Here is an 18826-nt window from a genome sequence, read left to right as displayed (position 1 = left end):
ATTTTTATCAATGAAAATTTGTGGATTAATATTTGGTAACATTACAAAACATCAAACTTTAAAAAATAAACTATTATGTCAATTAACTTAATCGACCTGATCAAAGGTCAACTAGGACCAGCTACGGTCTCTCAAACTGCAACTCAACTTGGAGAAAGTGAATCTGGAATTTCAAAAGCGATCTCAGCTTTATTACCTGCTGTGGTTGGAGGTTTTGCAAACAGCAATACACAATGCGAACTTTTGGGAACGGTAAAAGAAGCTGCCTCATCTGGCGTCCTATCCAACTTATTAGGAAATCTAAACGGAAGCGATTCTGTGATTTCTAAAATCCTAAGCTTGATCTTTGGAGATGGCGATAAATTGGCTGCTATTACAAATGCAGTGTCATCTTACGCTGGCATCAAAACAGAATCAACAAATTCTTTATTGAATCTCGTGACTGGTGCTACAGCCGGAACGCTTGGGAAATATGCAATCGATAATAATCTTGACGCATCTTCTTTTGGAAATCTACTAAGTGACCAAAAAGGGATGTTGTCTTCATTATTGCCTGCAGGATTCAGTTTTGCATCTTTAGGATTAGGCAACTGGTTTGGATCTGTAGATGCAGAACCTATCAATGTTGTTCCTGAACCATTACAAACACCTTTGGCAGATGTAAATCCAGTGACACCAGTTACAGAAAGACCAATTGTACCTGAAACGCCGAAAGCTGTTGTGACAGACACGCCAAAAGTAGATGTTACGAGAAGTGGAAGTACACATGAAATCGTTTCTGACAATTCTGGTGGTGGAAGTATCTGGAAATGGTTATTGCCATTGCTGTTATTGCTATTGCTAGGTTGGTTCTTCTGGAAACAATGTGATAAAAAAGTAGAACCAGTTCCTGTGACAACAGTTGATTCTACTGCTGTAGTATCAGATTCTACCGCTCCAGTTGGTGATTCTGTGGTTACCAAAAGAGAAACTTTGGTAGTTACTTTGCCTAGCGGAAAAACATTGCAAGCTTACAAAGGCGGAATCGAAGATCAAATCGTAGCTTTCTTGAAATCCGACGAGTATAAAAATTCTACGGAAGCACAACTAAAAGACAGATGGTTCAATTTTGATAATCTTAATTTTGAATTTGGGACTACGAAATTAACTCCTGAATCTCAAGTTCAGTTAGACAACTTAAAAGCGATCTTGGCTGAATTTCCAGATGCTAAAATCAAAATCGGAGCTTATACGGATAACAAAGGCGACGCTGCTACAAACTTGAAATTATCTGGTGACAGAGCTGCTGCTGTAAAATCTGCATTAAGCACTGCACAAGTGATCGAAGCAGAAGGTTACGGATCCAAATTTGCTAAAGTTTCTGCAGACGCAACTGATAAAGAAAGAGAAGCTGATAGAAAAACTTCTATTAGATTTACAAAATAAAATTAATATCAAATTAAATAGGAACTGCCAAGCAATTGGCAGTTTTTTTATTGTTAACTTGCGAGTTAAGTACAGTATAACTATTTTTGTTAGTCTAATCTAACAATGAAAATCATTGAATCCATCAAATCATAATACAGGCTGGAGAACCGAGAAAAGTTCGAATTCACTCAATGAGGTTTTTTCCAGCGTCAACATTCCCAAAGATGGGAGTTTCAAAAAGAAATTATTGGCCTACATGGGACCAGGATTATTGGTCGCAGTTGGTTATATGGATCCGGGAAACTGGGCCACAGATATTGCCGGTGGAGCGCAGTTTGGATACACGTTGCTCTCGGTCATTTTAATTTCAAACTTATTTGCCATTTTGTTGCAACATCTTTCCGTAAAGTTAGGTGTCGTAGCGGAGCGTGATCTGGCTCAGGCTTGTAAGGACCATTTCCATCCGGCGGTCAATTTTGTGCTTTGGATCTTCTGTGAGATCGCCATTGCCGCTTGTGATCTTGCCGAAGTGATTGGGTCGGCTATTGCATTGAATTTATTATTTGGAATTCCGTTGAGTGTGGGTGTTGTGATAACCATCGTCGATGTGTTCCTGATCTTGTTCCTGCAAGCAAAAGGTTTTAGATATATTGAAAGTATCGTTGGCGGATTGATATTTATTATTTTCATCGCTTTCTTTTACGAGATATTTCTGAGTAAACCGGATATTTTCCCATTGTTGGAAGGCTTGATCCCGAAGAAAGAGATCATTACAAATCCATCGATGCTTTACATTGCGATAGGAATTCTGGGCGCCACAGTGATGCCTCATAATCTTTATCTACACAGCAGTATTGTACAAACGAGGAATTATCCAAGAACTACGGAAGGGAAAAAAGAAGCTTTGAAGTTTGCGAGCATTGATAGTAGTCTTTCGTTGATGCTGGCTTTCGTCATCAATGCGGCAATTCTTATCATTGCTGCGGCAACTTTTCATACGTCGGGGAACAAAGATGTGGCTGATATCAACGATGCTTATATGCTTTTGACACCGCTTTTGGGAACGACTTTGGCGAGTATTTTCTTTGGAATTGCTTTGTTGGCCTCCGGACAGAATTCTACTTTAACAGGAACTTTGGCCGGACAAATTGTGATGGAAGGTTTCCTTAATATTAGGTTAAAACCTTGGGTCAGAAGATTGATCACGAGGACAATCGCGATCATTCCAGCTTTGGTCATTTCTATTATTTATGGTGAGAAAGGAACGGCTGAACTTTTGGTTTTCAGTCAGGTGATCTTGTCGATGCAGTTGAGTTTTGCGGTGGTTCCATTGGTAATGTTTACAAACAGCAAAGCGAAGATGGGAGAATTTGCAAATAAAATGTGGCTCAAAATCCTGGCGTTTGTCATCAGTGCTATTATTATCGTTCTGAACCTTTATCTTTTGAAAGAGACTTTCTTCCCTCAATAATTAGAAATTAATAAATAAAAAAAAACCGTCTCAAATAAGTGAGACGGTTTTTTTTATGTTCTAAAGTTGTATCGAGGACCACCTTTCGTTCTTGCGAAGCGCGCCCCGACCTGAGTGGAGCTCTTTTTTGCAGCTGGAAAAGCTAAGGCAAAAAAAGCGGGAATGGAGGGCGGATAAAGGCGCCAAATAATTTTAACCTAATTTCTTAGAATCTGCAACGAATTGTGCCAATCCAGAATCTGTCAATGGGTGATTCAATAGGTTGAGGATCGATGGTAGAGGAGAAGTGATCACATCTGCCCCGATCTTCGCACAGTTGATGATGTGCATAGGACTTCTGATAGATGCTGCCAAAATCTCTGTATCAAACATGTAATTGTCAAAGATCAAACGAATCTCCTCGATCAAGTTAAGACCATCCACAGAGATATCATCCAATCTTCCCAAGAAAGGAGAAACATAGGTTGCGCCTGCTTTCGCTGCCAAAAGTGCTTGTCCTGCTGAGAAGATCAAGGTGCAATTGGTTTTGATGCCTTTGTCTGAAAAATACTTCAAAGCTTTGATCCCGTCTTTGATCATCGGGATCTTCACAACGATTCTTTCGTGAAGTGCAGCTAGCTCATCACCTTCCTTAATCATTTCTTCGTAAGTCGTGGAAAGAACTTCGGCAGAAACATCACCATCCGAGATATTGCAGATGTCAACATAGTGTTTGTTGATCGCTTCCTTGCCAGAGATGCCTTCTTTTGCCATTAGAGAAGGGTTGGTTGTAACGCCATCCAAAATTCCAAGATCTTGTGCTTCTTTGATCTGTTCCAGGTTGGCTGTGTCGATAAAAAATTTCATATGTAAAAATTTATTTGTTTAATATTTATGAAAGTTGCTCACAAATATACATTTTAGTTTGCTTAATAAAAATGATAAAAAAAAGAAGCCCGAAGGCTCCTTTATGATTATTTCATTGTAGTTTCTTTCGCTTTGAATTCGTTGTACTTTGCAGTGTTTTGCGTTGTCATGTACATACCTTTCAGCAGGCCTACAACTTCTTTGTTGTTTGGATCTGCCTGATACATTTGCTCTGCGTAAGGCAAGGCTTTTTGGAATCTTGCTCTTCTCTGCTCAAGAACTTTGTTGGCGGCGTCGATCTTACCATCTTTTCTCAATGCTTTGTATTCCTCAATAGATTTTGCATCATCTTCACCAATGATCGTGAAAACTAAATTGTTGAGCGCATTAGGATATTTAGGGTCAAGTTCTACCAATTTTTTGTAGGTCGCCTCAGCATCAGCTTGTTTTGAAGGGTCTTTACTTTGCATTACGCCAAGATTATAAAGACTTTCTTTGTCTGCTGGGTTTTTAGCGATCTTCGCTTTCAAATTGTTTACAAACTCGTCTGTTTTACCAGATTTGAAATAAGAGTTGCTTTGAACTTGAGAAAGAGATTGGTTGTTTGGGAATTTTTTCAATCCTTCATCCGAAAGTGCTGCAGCCTCATCATATTTCTTTTGTTCGAATAATAATGATGAAGTTATTTCATAAAGTTCTTCTAGCTTGCTAGGTGTAGTTTCTGATTTGAAATCTGAGTAACCAGCACCACCGGGTGTCTTTTTATAAAGGTCATATGCAACCTGATCAAGATTCTCCTTATTTCCAGTTTTGGAATTCTTCGCTGTGTAAACTGTTTCAACGCCAGTATATCCGGATTTAATAAGAGAACTTAGAATGTCGGCAGCTTTATCTTTGTGATCAGCTGTCTGTGCGTAGGCTACACCAGCGTAGTAAAGATAATTCTTGTCATCCTGTCCCGCAGCTTTGAAGAGATAATAAGTTTCTGCAAACTTCTCTCCTGCAACGTCATATTTTTTGTCGTTATAATTTTTCGTTGCAACCTCGTTGGCTTTTTGCAAAAGTGGATTGATCGCCTCTCTCAACTTATCGCCTAAAGCAGGCGTATATTTATCTTGTTTCAAAGATAGTCCAGCACCCAATTTGTCTGCTGCATCTTTCCCTACAAAATAAACTTTGTTCTTTTCAGCATCTTTCCCTGTATAGATCTGCTCTTTACCAAGATTTGCAATTTTGGCTAAGTATTCTGCACCTTCCGTGTTTTTTCCTGCTTTCAGCAAAGAGAAACCTTTGGCATAATAATATTGCTCAAGAAGAGAAGGCTCCAATAGATAGGTCTTATCTCCAAAAATACCTTCTGCTTTGGATATCTCAGAATTTGCAGTTGCAAGATCTCCTGAATCAACTGCTTTTACAGCGTTAGCGATTTCTTTTTTCTGCGCATTGATGAACGCTACAGACAAAACAGCTAAACTTAAAATTAATCTTTTCATATGTTACTTTTGATTGTTTGATTGTCATATGTGATCGCGAGCGATTCCATATTATTTTTAACTTTTATTTTTATTCGTTGTCTTCTGATTCTTCAGCGTTGTTCGCGGCTTCCTCGTCTTCGATTTTCTTCAATTCCTCTTCATCGCCGATGTTGATCTGATTATTACCAGTTTGAGGTTTCACTTTGAATTCCGGATTGTTGCTGTCGTTTTCTGCAACTTCTCCATCTTCTTCTTCCACAACTTCACTGTCCATTTCTACTTTTGCAATCGCTGCAATTTCGTCTTTGGTTTTCAGATTAATGACTTTCACACCTTGGGTATTTCTACCCATCACGCGCATTTCGTTCATATTCATTCGGATGGCAACCCCAGATTTGTTGATGATCATCAATCCATCTTCGTCTGTCACACTTTGAATGGCGATCAGATTTCCAGTTTTCTCAGTAATGTTCAAAGTAATTACACCTTTTCCACCTCTGTTTGTGATTCTGTAATCTTCAACTGCTGTTCTTTTTCCATAACCTCTCTCTGATACAACCAAAACTGTATCATTTTCTAAGTCATTAACAACAATCATTCCGATAACTTCGTCACTGTCTTCAAGGGAAATACCTCTTACACCGATCGATCCTCTGCCGACTGCTCTCGCTTTTTCTTCAGGGAAACGAATACATTTTCCATTTTTGGTAGCGATCATGATTTGGGAATTTCCGTCTGTCAATCTTGCACCTAGTAGAGCATCATTATCACGGATCTCGATAGCATTTACACCATTTGTTCTTGGTCTGGAGTAAGCTTCCAACGATGTTTTCTTGATGGTACCGTTCTTGGTGATCATCACAACATTCATTTGGTTGATATATTCCTGATTCTTAAGGTCTTTTGTTCTGATGTAAGCCTTGATCTTATCGTCTTGTTCAATATTAATTAAATTCTGAACCGCTCTTCCTTTCGCTGTTTTAGAACCTTCCGGAACTTCGAAGACCCTTAGCCAGAAACATTTTCCTTTTTCTGTGAAGAATAATAGATATTCGTGGTTGGTGGCTGTAACGATATATTCCAAGAAATCCTCATCTCTTGTCGTTGCCGCTCTGTTTCCAACGCCACCTCTGGATTGTACTTTGTATTCGGAAAGAAGTGTTCTTTTGATGTAACCAGCGTGAGAGATGGTCAAAACAACTTTCTCATCCGGGATCATATCTTCGATAGAGAATTCTCCACCAGTATAATCAATCTCTGAACGTCTTTCGTCGCCGTATTTTTCTTTGATCTCCTGAAGTTCTTCTTTGATGATCTCGTAACGTCTTGGCTCATTCGTCAAAATGTCTTCCAAGTCTTTTATTAAGGCCATGATTTCGTCGTACTCAGCACGGATCTTGTCCAATTCCATTCCCGTAAGACGAGCCAAACGAAGATCTAGAATTGCCTGCGCCTGAATCTCGGAAAGTTCGAATTCCTCGATCAATCCTTCCTTCGCAGCCTGTGGATTTGCACTGTGACGGATAATGGCAATCGCTCTGTCTAAAGAATCCTGAGTGCCAATTACTTTCATAAAGCCTTCAAGGATGTGGGCTCTTTCCTGCGCTTTTCTAAGTTCGTACTTTGTTCTTCTTACGATAACTTCGTGACGGTGATCTACGAAATGTAGGATCATATCTTTCACATTCAGTTGTACAGGACGTCCTTTTACCAAGGCGATATTGTTAACTGAAAAAGAAGTTTGTAATGAAGTGTATTTATATAATAGATTTAGGACAACATTTGGAATCGCATCGTTCTTAAGTTCGTAAACGATACGCATACCATTTCTGTCAGACTCATCACGGATCTCATAGATTCCTGGAAGTTTGTCATCTTTTACCAACTCAGCAGTTCTGGCAATCATCTCTGCTTTGTTGACCTGATAAGGAATTTCTGTTACGATGATCGCATTTCTGTTCCCGATCTCTTCGAAGTTGATCTTCGCTCTCAAGACGATACGGCCTCTTCCTGTATGGAAAGCATCACGCACGCCATCATAACCGTAGATGATTCCACCTGTTGGGAAATCTGGCGCAATGATGTGCTTCATCAGCTCATCGATGGTAATTTCTTTATCATCAATGTAAGCGCAGATCGCATCAATACTTTCGGATAGGTTGTGAGGCGCCATATTCGTCGCCATCCCAACTGCAATTCCGGAAGCTCCGTTCACCAAAAGACTTGGGATCCTTGTAGGAAGAACAGTTGGTTCTGTCAAACTGTCATCAAAGTTATTTTGGAAATCTACGGTTTCTTTATCAAGATCGGCAAGGATCTCATCAGATATTTTTTTAAGTCTTGCTTCGGTGTAACGCATTGCTGCTGGTGGATCGCCGTCCATAGAACCAAAGTTACCCTGTCCGTCAACCATTTGATAACGCAAACTCCAAGGCTGAGCCATTCTTACCATTGCATCGTAAACAGAGCTGTCTCCGTGCGGGTGATATTTACCTAGAACGTCTCCAACAATTCTCGCAGATTTCAAATGTTTTCTGTTAGAAAAGACATTAAGACCGTACATACCGTAAAGAACTCTTCTGTGAACGGGTTTCAGTCCGTCTCTCACATCTGGCAAAGCTCTTGATACGATTACTGACATCGAATAATCGATGTAAGAGGTTCTCATCTCGTCAACAATGTTGATCGGTATTAACCTTTCTCCTTCCTTATGCATAAATATTTTTTAATTTATTGTAAATCAGAATATTAAAATACATTCTGACCCTTTAAGTTTTTCTGTTTTTTATAACGGGCTAATTTACAAAAAAAATACGATTTTTGCATTCTGAATTTATCAACATTAATCATAAAAAAATATTAAAAATGAGCATCCTAAGTATTACATTTCATACAATCGAAAATAAAATTGAAGAATGGGACATCTATGTGGAAAGTGATCTGCATGACATGGTGGAAAATCTTTTGGATGTGGAACAGTACATTCTTTCCGAGGTTCAATCCGATATGGTGAGCGAGGGAAAAAATACGAATCTGTTTTTGGTTTTTGATAATGATGAGATGAGAGATCAATTTATGGAAAGCGAAATGTTGAATTTGGAAGAGAGGATCAATATGAGATTTGGAGAACAAGTGATGATCTTCCCAACATTCCTCAATCCTAAGAAAAAGAGATTTTAGTTCAATTATAAAATCTGAAAATATGCGCTCGCAGATTGTGATGATTTTGCAGATTCTGATTTTAGATCTGCTTGATTTGCAAAATTTGCGAGATTTTTACTTTAAAGTTCTATTTTAATATCAGTCGGAGCAGAATCAAATACTATCAGATGTCAGTTTAAGGTTCTCGAGGACTTTTTTTTTATTAGTAGGAATAATTTTTGGAGTTACTTTGTAGCTCCTTTATTTTTATAAATTATGTTCGATAAACAACAACGAAAACTAAAACGTTCTGCCAGATTAATTTCCGTTCTCAGCAAGTACGGCTTCAAAGATATGATTGCCAGAATGGGGAAGAAGCCGGAAGAAAGTTCTGTGAATTCTGATGAGATCATTTCCAAAGGAACTGTTTATGAGAGGATTCGATTGGTTTTGGAAGAATTGGGTCCGACTTTCGTGAAGCTCGGGCAGACGTTCAGCAATCGGGAAGATCTGCTTCCGCAAGAGCTGATTCAGGAGTTGCAAAAACTTCAGGATAGAGTAGAAGTTGTTGATATGAATGTTGAGGAGATCCTGGAAAATGAATTCAATATTTTGGTCAAAGAATATTTTTCTAAAATTGTTTCCAAACCTTTGGCAACGGCTTCTATTGCACAAGTTTACAGAGCAACTTTGATCACTGGAGAAGAAGTGATTTTAAAGGTCAAAAAACCGGATGTTCTGAGTGTGATCGAGGATGATTTGCTATTAATAAAAGATTTGGTCAAATTAATTTCAACTTATTCTGAAATTGCTTCAAAATTAAATTTAAAACAAGCCATTGCTACTTTTGAAAAGTCTTTGTTAGAAGAGGTTTCTTTGGTCAATGAAAGCAATAACATCAAACAGTTTGCTTTAAATTTCAAAAATAATAAGGAAACCTACGTTCCAATTGTCTACGACGAATTTTCCAATAATAATGTTCTTTGTATGGAATTTATTGACGGGATTAAAGTCACCGATAAAGCTGAACTTCTTAATAATAATATCAATCCAGTTGTCATTTCGGAAGTTGGTTTGAGGCTTTTCGTTTCTCAGATTTTGGATTACGGATTTTTCCACGCCGATCCACACGCGGGAAATATCTTGGTGAAGAAAGATGGGAGAGTGGTTTTCATTGATTTTGGAGCCGTTGGGAAAATCCAGCCGAATGACAAGGAGATTCTTGAAAGTCTGATCGTGGCTTTTGTCGCGAAAAATTCAAATAAGATCGTAAGGTCATTGAAGAAAATGGCAGTCAGTTACGAGATTCCAGATGACAGGCGATTTGAAAATGATGTGGAAGAAGTTCTGAATTTCGTCCATAGCACGTCATTGAAAAATATCGATCCGCATATTATCATTAATAAAATGAAAGACGTTTTGAAGGACAATCAGCTTTATATGCCGGATTATTTTTATCTGTTGTTCAAAGGTATTGGTCTGATAGAAGGCGTTGGGCGAACCATCAATCCTGATCTGGACATCGTTCAAAGTCTGCATCCTTATACCAAGAAAATTTTATCCAGAAAGATCAGTCCGAAAAAGATCTTCAAATCCGGAATGGACAAAATGCTGAATTTCACAGACAACATTGATGAAATTCCAAAAGAATTGCGCTCCGTTCTGCAGAAATTGGATGATAACAAATTCACCATTTCGAGTGAAATTAAAAATATTGAGAAGACCAATCAACTCATCAAATCGAGTATAATCAATCTGATTTTAGCGATGGTTTTGGGTGCAAATATCATTGCAACATCCATCGTTTTCGTCTCAGAATCCGGACCAAGAGTTGGTGAAATGTCTTTGGTCGCTGTTTTGGGATTTGTATTTTCAGTTGTTTTGGTGATCATTCTTTTGTTGAGAATCACCCGAAAATAGATATTAAGATTAAAATTTTAATTCACTTCTTCTGCTTTTAAATTTCCTGTTTCTCTTAAGAAAATAGAAATGACAATCGCGAAGGAAATTCCTATTACAAAGAATAACAGTGAATGTTGTAACAGGGAATCAGCATCTAAACTCTTCGTCAATTTTGAACCATACAATTTAGAAAACAAAGGTGCTAAAAGTGTCGTCACACCAAAGGTCAAGAAATTGATAGCTCCTGTTGCGCTTCCTTTCACTTTGTCGGGATTCACTTCTTTGATGATGGAGTAAGGAATCATCGCGGCGCCAGAACCAATTCCCATCAATAAAAGAGAAATATTTACTGACATCAAATTCGGTAAATACGCTAATTGTAATAAACTCAAAATCATCAAAACCGCACCTCCGATAATGACCGGAATTCTGCGCTTGATCTTATCTGCAACCCAACCTAGAAGCGGACATCCAATTGCCCAACCAATCGGAACTAAAGCGCAAGCTACTGTTGCAGTTTCGTGGGAAAGACCTCGACTTTTTTGAAGAAAATCTACACCCCAGATCATCGCGAAAATCGTTGTCGGAGCGAATAATAATCCCGAAACCAAACCTGACAAATAACTTTGTGGATTTCCGAAGATGATCTTATAATTATCAAGAAAATTCTTTTGCTTTTCAATCTTTTCTCCTGGTTCTGTTTTGGGTGTGAACAAAAATGCCAGCAAAGCTAAGATCAATGAAGTTATACCAAAAAAAATCCAGATGCTGGTAACGCTATTTCCATTGGTCAAATAAGTGTTGCTTAATTTCTGTCCGGCAGAACCTCCCAGCATTCCTAAAGTTTGTGTTATTCCAATTGCTGTGGCTAGATTTTTCCCGGAGAAAGCTTTCACAGCGATGTAAACCGCGGCCGGAAAAGCCATTGCTGAACCTGCGCCCTGCATCAATCTTCCTGCATATCCAACCACATAATGAGAACCTCCAAATAATAATGAGCCAATTGCCAAAACCAAGATACCGAAGAATACTGGTTTTCTCGCGCCCATTCTGTCCAAAAATAATCCCGCAGCCAAACTCGTGATGGAGTAGCTGATGTAGTAGGCGCTGATCATCGAGCTGACTTCCGTCCTGGTCGCGCCGTAAGATTCTTTGAGGTCGCCAATCATCACGCTGGGAGAAGATCGAATCGCATATTCCAATGTATAGAACAATAAGGCCAATATCCAGGAGATAAAGAAGGGATTTTTCAGAAAAGAAGTTTCGGTTTTCATAGGGGAATTTTGGATGTGAAAACAAACATTTTCACCTCGGTTAAAGAGATTTTTTAAAGCTCTTTTAATTAAATGAATTGTAAAAATAGAATATTAAAATCTATATTTCAATGGAATTTCAGAAAATCCAAACAAAAACTGTAAATTTGCACCAAATTTTTAGACGAAATATAATTAATTAAAGCACTCAATACGGAGTGCAACACAAAACAATTTATGAGTATACCTCAAGCAATTACAGAAACGGTCATTCTTGCAGACGGCAGAGAGATCACAATCGAAACAGGGAAATTGGCAAAACAGGCTGATGGATCTGTAGTAGTAAAAATGGGTGGAACAATGCTTTTAGCAACTGTTGTAGCCAGCAAAGAAGCAAAAGATGGCGTAGATTTCTTGCCATTGACAGTAGATTACAGAGAAAAGTTCTACGCAGGTGGGAAGATCCCTGGAAACTTTTTCAGAAGAGAAGCTAGACCATCTGATCAGGAGATCTTGACGATGCGTTTGGTGGACAGAGTCCTAAGACCATTGTTCCCTGAAGATTTCCACGCGGAAGTACAGGTAATGATCTCTTTGATCTCTTACGATGGACAATCCATTCCGGATGATCTGGCTGGTTTTGCAGCATCTGCAGCAATCGCGATCACGGACATTCCTTTCAACGGACCAATGTCTGAAGTAAGAGTGGTAAGAATCGATGGGAAACTTTCTGTTAATCCAAAATTAGAAGACCTAAAGATCGCTGACCTTGATATTATGGTTGGTGCAACTAAAGATTCTATCGTAATGGTAGAAGGCGAGATGAAGGAGATCTCTGAAGCAGAAATGCTGGAGGCTATCAACTTCGCTCACGTTGAGATCAAAAAACAAGTTGAAGCTCAGGAGAGATTGGCTGAAAAAGTTGGTAAATCTTTCCCGAAAAGAGAATACAGCCACGAGAATCACGACGAAGCAATCCGTGAGAAAGTTTGGAAAGAAACTTACGATAAAGTATATGAAGTAGCGAAATCGCCTTCAGGTAAAGAAGAGAGAAGCGATAAATTCAAAGCGGTGCGTGAAGAGTTCTTGGCTCAATATGTTGATAATGCTGAAGAATTGGAAAGAGTAACACCTTTCGTAAAAGTGTATTACCACGATGTTGAGAAAGAAGCGATGCGTCAGATGATCCTTAATGATAAGATCAGACTTGATGGTCGTGATCCTCAAACAATCCGTCCGATCTGGAGTGAGATCGATTATTTGCCAGGCGCACACGGTTCTGCTATCTTCACAAGAGGGGAAACTCAATCTTTGACAGCTGTAACTCTTGGTTCAGTGAAAGATGCGAATATGGTTGACAGCGTAATGATCAACTATGACGAGAGATTCTTCCTACACTATAACTTCCCACCATTCTCTACTGGTGAAGCTCGTCCTTTGAGAGGAACTTCAAGAAGAGAAGTTGGTCATGGAAACCTTGCTCAAAGAGCTTTGGCGAATATGATCCCGGAAGAAAATCCTTACACGATCCGTATCGTTTCTGATATTTTGGAATCTAATGGTTCATCTTCTATGGCGACTGTTTGTGCAGGAACTTTAGCATTGATGGATGCGGGTGTTCAGATCAAGAAACCAGTTTCTGGTATCGCGATGGGATTGGTAACGGACATCAAAACAGGAAAATTCACAGTGCTTTCTGATATCTTGGGTGATGAAGATCACTTGGGAGATATGGACTTCAAAGTAACTGGAACTGCAGACGGGATCACCGCTTGCCAGATGGATATCAAGATCCAAGGATTGTCTATGGATATTATGGAAAAAGCCCTTCTACAAGCTAGAGACGGAAGATTGCATATCCTTGATAAATTAAATGAAACCATCTCTGCACCAAGAGAAGACGTGAAACCTCATGCTCCGAAAATGGTGATGCTAGAAATCTCTAAAGATTTCATCGGTGCGGTGATCGGACCTGGTGGAAAGATCATTCAGCAGATGCAGAAAGATACGGATACCGTGATCGCTATCGAGGAAGTTGGAGAGATCGGAAGAATCGAGATCTCTGGTGTGAGTAGAGAGAAGATCAACGAGGCTATCGCGAAGATCAACGAGATCACTTTTGTACCAACTGTAGGTGAAGTTTACCAAGGTAGAGTTGTGAAAGTAATGGATTTCGGAGCTTTCGTAGCGATCGCTAAGGGAACTGAAGGACTTCTACACATCTCTGAGATCGAGTGGGCACGTCTTGATAAAGTACCATATAGTGAAGGTGACCAAGTGGAGGTGAAATTTATGGGTTATGATGACCGTAAAAAAATGAAACTTTCCAGAAAGGTATTGTTGCCAAGACCAGAAAAACCGGCACCAAAACCAAGACCGGAAAGTCAAGTGAACCCTGAAGGTAAAGACCAACCAGGAGAGCACAAGCCTTTGAACGAAGCATAAGATTAAGTCTTAATTATATTGAATCCCCCGATAACTCGGGGGATTTTTTATATGTGGATTCTGAGCGTGACAGCTTTGTTTTTTTTAGTAGGAATTATTTTTTTATTGTCCTTCGAGAGCCTCAGGATGACTTGGTTGGGGCGTACCTCCGGCACTCTTTTGTTAGTGGGTTGGGCGTTTCTATTAACAGGTTGCTCCTACGGAGTAGTTGTGGATTGGGAATATTGTTTTACCTCAAGAATATTATATGAATGCGTAAGAATATTCTATTTCTATGCTAAAATATTGAGTTACATCGTGACAATATTATGTTGCAACGGGAGAATATAAATTGACATCGTTAAAATATGCGTTTGCATCGTGCCAATATAGAATTACATTACAAAAAAATAAAGTTACATCGCGAGAATGTAACTTTACATTGCAAGAATGTTGGTTTATCCTGCTCTAATATGCTTTTACTTATTGAGAATATTATTTGCGGTTAGTGAATTTGATATCTGCGACATTGAGATATTCAGCTGAGGTAGCACCATAAAGGCCTTTGACGTATTTTTTGACGTTTTGGGCGATGTCATAAAGTCCGGAGCCTTCTGTGTATAGAATCTGGTTTCTTTCTATGAGTTTGACGTTGAGTTCGGCTTCGGTCTGGTCTACGGGTTGGGTGGTGGCTACTAGTGATTCGTGGTAGGTGTTGAGGTTGTTTAACTTTAAATCTTCTTCGTTGGGTATGTAGCTGGGGATGGTTGCCAGCAACTGCAAAAGAATCCCAAAATTCTCTGCCTGTTGGGTGTAGGATTGGCGGGAAGTAGAAATTGGATTGTTGGATGATGGTTGTCCGTTTTCGGGATTTTCTGTTGGTGGTTTTGGTTTGTTTTTGGTGCCTTGGATTGTACGGTTTAACGTTTTTGCCTGATTGAGCGTTCCTTCTGGCAGACCTAAAATGTCTAAGAGATTGATAATTCTTGTGGCGGTTGGTTTCAGGTTTTCGAAAGCGGATTGACGCAGGGCGATGGCGTTTTTGTTGGCGTTACGTTTTTCTTCTACTTCGCTGAGTTTGGCAACGGCAGTGGTGTAGAGAGTCTGGAGATTTGCGACCGACAATCTTGCTACGGGTGGATTGTAAAGGGTGTAAACGGAAACTTGCTCTGTGAGTTTTTGTAGGTTGGCTACGTTTTTAGCGTGGCCTACTTCTGAGGTGCTTGACATAATATTTGTGTTTTTGAATTATTGTTTTCAAATATAAAATTTATTTTGAATATGACAATAAATTGGGGTAATAATTGTGAATAATTGAATATTATGTTAAATTGGGGATGAGAAACCCCGGCTTGGGGGCTGGGGGTTTGTTTTTTTATATTGATAGTGGGAAGCACGGATTGTAAATGCGCGCTATTGGGCTGGGATAGTTGAGCTAACTTTTAATGCTATTATTATCTATAAATTTAATAATTGTGAAGTGCTTAGGAATTCCTCTTTAATCTGAGTATTTAATTCGGAGATTTTTTCGACCATGAATTTATTAAAATTAGATTCAGCATTAATAAGTTTACTACATTTTATATAACTGAGAGCATCCTCAAAATTTTTATGTAAAAATATTTCCAATTCCTGGCTATCATCATTATCATCATCATCATCATCAAAAGATTCCTCTCTTATGTATTCCAACTTGATTTTTTCCAATAAAGATAAACAGCTAAAATTGTTGTAGTCAAAATCTCCAAATACATTTGTCTTATTAAAGAATTCTAAAAATGTATGTATTGGTCTCACACGATAGCCAGTTCCCACAAATACTAAATTTGATTCAATTTTTCTCAAAATGATTCTCATCTCAAAAAATGCAAAGAAGTTTTTTAATTTGTCATTATGATTTATTCCCGTTGGCTCTAAATTGATATATTCCTCACCCAATGGAATTAGAAAATATCTAAGAAATGCTGGTCCATCTACTTCTTCACATAATTTGAAAAAGTTTTGATTTCCGCCAGTAGTTTTATTCCTTAAGAGTTTAAATTTTTCCGTGTAGATCGCTTTTTTTTGTTCATCATTTAATGACTGTATTAGCATTGATACAAAATATTCTTGAAGTGATTTGTGCGGAAAACTATATTCAATTCCATCCTGGATTAATATAGATATAGACACAGAGAAATCGTAAATCAAATCATCTACTTCACAATTTAACTTAAATTTTTCAACAATCGACGCTAAAGTTTGTCTTAAGTATTCTACATCAAAGTTATATTTGCCTTTGAATAATGATATGTAGGAAAACCATTTGAGAATTAATTCTAATTCCTCATTTTTCAATTTAGACTTTCTTTCATGTAGCCAAAATCCTTTCTTAGTAAATGTATCGTGTTTAGTACACAAAGTATCAAAAACATTCCAGTAAAATTTACTCTTATTTTTAGGTATTTCTGGATGAGAACTAAATGTAAATATGAACATTGAGAGAAGCAATGGATTTGTAAAATAATCCAAATAATGTTTATTTTCTTTTTTTTCAATAACTGAAATTATTTTACCAATAGATTCTTTGTTTTCATGATTTTTAAATTGGATATTAACAAACTCATTTACTTGTTTTGAATTAAGTGGTTGTACAAAAAAATTATTAAATCTTTGGAAAGATTCAGCATTAGCGCCAGGTCTTGAGGTTATAATAAATGCATTATTAGGGTATAAATCAACAAGTTCTTCAATTTCATTTGTTATTTTATTTTTATTGTCGGAGAATATTTCATCATAACCATCTAGTAAAAAGACAAAGTTTCCTTCATGCAGTATTTTTTCTAAAATTTTATCTGATTTAGCTAACTTATTTTTTGTTAAAACAGAAGATATATAGTCAAATATTGTAATGTCTAAATCATTCAAATTTCTTAATTCTACAACAATTGGAACAGTGTAAAATTGATGTATGCATGATAGGAAAATATGTTTCATCAACATACTTTTTCCTGATCCCGCCGAACCAATAATTGTAATAAATTTTTCTTCAAATATTATCTTTTTTAAATCATCAGTGTTTTTACAGATTTTAGATGAATTTTTAATTGTAACAGGGTAAAAAACTTCATAAAAATCGATTTTCTCGTCTCTGTATATAAATGTCTTTGTCTTAGAATATTTATTATAATAATTAGTTACGTAATTATTTAGTGAATTATTAAAAAGATGATCTATTTCAATTGTTAAGTTGTTAAACTTTTTAACAATTGGATCTTTAAATGTTGATAATAAAGTTGTGATGGCTGCAGTTGTTGAAATTGGTTCCATATAATAGTTTTTTTCCAAATCTACTTATTAAAATTTGAATTATATTTTAAATTTACTATTAGTTATTTTCTAAACTTCTTCTTCCTCTTCCAAGGCGCATTCTTCCCCACATCGCCTGCCATAATACAACCATAAGGCATCACTTCGTCCAGAACTTCGCAAAGACCGTATTCCTCAATTTGGGCTCTTACGTTTTTGGCGCTTTTGTAGGCGCTTGGGAGTTCGGAGATGTCGATGTCGTTGGAGAAGAAACGGATGTCGAGACCTTGCGTTTCTTCGGCGAACACTTCGTCGATGGTTTTGTGGGCCAGGGATTTTTTGTGTTGTGTTCTGCTGAAGTTTCTTCCCGCACCGTGTGGCGCAAAACCCAGATTTCTGCCGTTGGTGGTCCCGGAAACGATCAAAACAGGTTCCGCCATATTCAGAGGAATCAACCTCGGGCCTGTGATGTCGGGCAAAAATTTGTCGTCTAGTGGTGTTGCGCCCTTCGCGTGGTAAAACAGGTCACCATCTCTGAATACAAAATTATGCTCGTTCCAATATCGGTCTTGTTTTTCGATACTGAGTTTTTCTAAAACAGCGTTGTGGATGGACTCGTGGTTTTCCTTCGTCCAATCTCTGATGCGTTGCAAGGCTTCCCAATATTGTTTTCCTTCCTCAGTCTCGTAGGGAATCCACGCGTTTTCCTTCAAGGTTTCCGGTGAGAGTTCCATTCGGAAACGGTTGGCGACCTTCATCCCTTTGTCGTACAACATTGCGCCAGGCGCTCTGGAACCGTGGTGCGTTACCAACATTGTGTTTCCTGTATTTTTGGAAATCCCGACGAACAAAAAGTGGTTGCCGTCGCCCTGCGTTCCCATATGCGAACGGGCGATGCTGATGAGTCTCTCGTCGTTCAAAAAGAAATTCTCCCGGAAGGCATCCATCAATTCCTGCGACATTGGCATTTGCGACCCTCGGTCTCTACCGCCGTAACCGAAATGTGTGATGGAATGCGCTGTGTCCAAAACCGTTTTCGGGTCTGCCTTTCCAAAATCGGTCGACATCACGGAACAGCAGATGTCTGCAGAGTGAAATCCAGGATGGATGGCATTTTTCGCAACCACCACACCGCCCACGGGGATGTGACCTTCGGGACCTGTAGGGCAAGCATCTGGCATGATGGCACCGCTGACCAAGGTTGGGGTTTTCATCAAGACCTTCATCGTGTTGATGACTTTTTCCACGTTGTCGGTTTCGCTGTCGTTTTCCGCTTTGATGTTGATGATGAACTCCTGTGGCTCGGAATGGAGTGGGATCGGGTCTGGTGCGCGGAATTGTTCCAGATAGTCCAACATTTCGTTTTCGCTTAATTGATTTTCGCTGATGTGTTCCAAGGCTTCTGCAAACCATTTCTTTGGTGTGAATCCTAATGCGATCAATTCTTTTCCTGTGATTGTAGTCATTGTTTTAGTTAGTTAGTTAGTTAGTTAGTTAGTTAGTTAGTTAGTTAGTTAGTTAGTTAGTTAGTTAGTTAGTTAGTTAGTTAGTTAGTTAGTTGTAATTGGTGATGCAAAGTAAAAGGGTGAGTGCGCAATGTTTTTGCGTATCTTAAATTT

General features: G+C 38.4%; 12 protein-coding genes. 5 read left to right on the top strand and 7 right to left on the bottom strand.

The features are described from left to right. Positions 1-75 precede the first annotated feature (75 nt). Positions 76-1425 (top strand): OmpA family protein, encoded by a 1350-nt coding sequence (locus BMW39_RS16840; RefSeq protein ID WP_034978226.1) that lies wholly within the window; start codon positions 76-78, stop codon positions 1423-1425. Positions 1426-1540: 115 nt separating this feature from the next. Next, entirely contained in the window at positions 1541-2878 is a 1338-nt protein-coding gene (locus BMW39_RS16835) for an Nramp family divalent metal transporter (RefSeq protein WP_034978229.1), read from the top strand. A 192-nt stretch (positions 2879-3070) separates the two neighbouring features. Here BMW39_RS16835 and fsa read toward each other — a convergent pair whose 3' ends face one another. From fsa to gyrA, 3 genes are all read right to left on the bottom strand, one after another. Beyond that, positions 3071-3724: a fructose-6-phosphate aldolase gene (gene fsa / locus BMW39_RS16830; protein WP_034978232.1), complete on the bottom strand. Its 654-nt coding sequence runs from the start codon at positions 3722-3724 to the stop codon at positions 3071-3073. Between the two features lie 107 nt (positions 3725-3831). Beyond that, the gene (locus BMW39_RS16825) at positions 3832-5217 is read right to left on the bottom strand and encodes a tetratricopeptide repeat protein (RefSeq protein WP_034978234.1); all 1386 of its coding nucleotides are present in this window, start codon (positions 5215-5217) and stop codon (positions 3832-3834) included. A gap of 70 nt (positions 5218-5287) precedes the next feature. Next, positions 5288-7915 (bottom strand): DNA gyrase subunit A, encoded by a 2628-nt coding sequence (gene gyrA / locus BMW39_RS16820; RefSeq protein ID WP_034978236.1) that lies wholly within the window; start codon positions 7913-7915, stop codon positions 5288-5290. A gap of 149 nt (positions 7916-8064) precedes the next feature. Here gyrA and BMW39_RS16815 point away from each other — a divergent pair, with 149 nt between their 5' ends. Both BMW39_RS16815 and BMW39_RS16810 read left to right on the top strand, forming a co-directional pair. After that, on the top strand, positions 8065-8379 hold the full coding sequence (locus BMW39_RS16815; protein WP_034978237.1) for a DUF4286 family protein: 315 nt from the start codon (positions 8065-8067) through the stop codon (positions 8377-8379). Between the two features lie 237 nt (positions 8380-8616). Then, positions 8617-10260: an ABC1 kinase family protein gene (locus BMW39_RS16810; RefSeq protein WP_034978239.1), complete on the top strand. Its 1644-nt coding sequence runs from the start codon at positions 8617-8619 to the stop codon at positions 10258-10260. Positions 10261-10277: 17 nt separating this feature from the next. Here the strand turns inward: BMW39_RS16810 and BMW39_RS16805 are convergent, their stop codons facing one another. Further along, positions 10278-11516, bottom strand: coding sequence for an MFS transporter (locus tag BMW39_RS16805; RefSeq protein WP_034978242.1), 1239 nt, complete (start codon positions 11514-11516; stop codon positions 10278-10280). A 216-nt stretch (positions 11517-11732) separates the two neighbouring features. Here BMW39_RS16805 and BMW39_RS16800 point away from each other — a divergent pair, with 216 nt between their 5' ends. Continuing rightward, positions 11733-13940: a polyribonucleotide nucleotidyltransferase gene (locus tag BMW39_RS16800; RefSeq protein WP_034965439.1), complete on the top strand. Its 2208-nt coding sequence runs from the start codon at positions 11733-11735 to the stop codon at positions 13938-13940. Between the two features lie 474 nt (positions 13941-14414). On the opposite strand, the gene BMW39_RS16795 is transcribed toward BMW39_RS16800, so the two are convergent. The 3 genes from BMW39_RS16795 to BMW39_RS16785 all read right to left on the bottom strand — a co-directional run bounded on the left by BMW39_RS16795 (position 14415) and on the right by BMW39_RS16785 (position 18673). Beyond that, positions 14415-15149, bottom strand: a complete 735-nt coding sequence (locus BMW39_RS16795; RefSeq protein WP_051880033.1) for a hypothetical protein — start codon at positions 15147-15149, stop codon at positions 14415-14417. A 228-nt stretch (positions 15150-15377) separates the two neighbouring features. Then, positions 15378-17228 (bottom strand): NACHT domain-containing protein, encoded by a 1851-nt coding sequence (locus BMW39_RS16790; protein WP_034978248.1) that lies wholly within the window; start codon positions 17226-17228, stop codon positions 15378-15380. Positions 17229-17290: 62 nt separating this feature from the next. Continuing rightward, the gene (locus BMW39_RS16785; RefSeq protein WP_034978250.1) at positions 17291-18673 is read right to left on the bottom strand and encodes an RtcB family protein; all 1383 of its coding nucleotides are present in this window, start codon (positions 18671-18673) and stop codon (positions 17291-17293) included. Positions 18674-18826: the final 153 nt, after the last annotated feature.

The organism is Epilithonimonas lactis, from assembly GCF_900110605.1.
GTDB classification, from domain to species: Bacteria; Bacteroidota; Bacteroidia; order Flavobacteriales; family Weeksellaceae; genus Epilithonimonas; species Epilithonimonas lactis.
The sequence above is the reverse complement of the archived record's forward strand: the minus strand, read 5'-3'. Positions and strand labels throughout refer to the sequence as shown.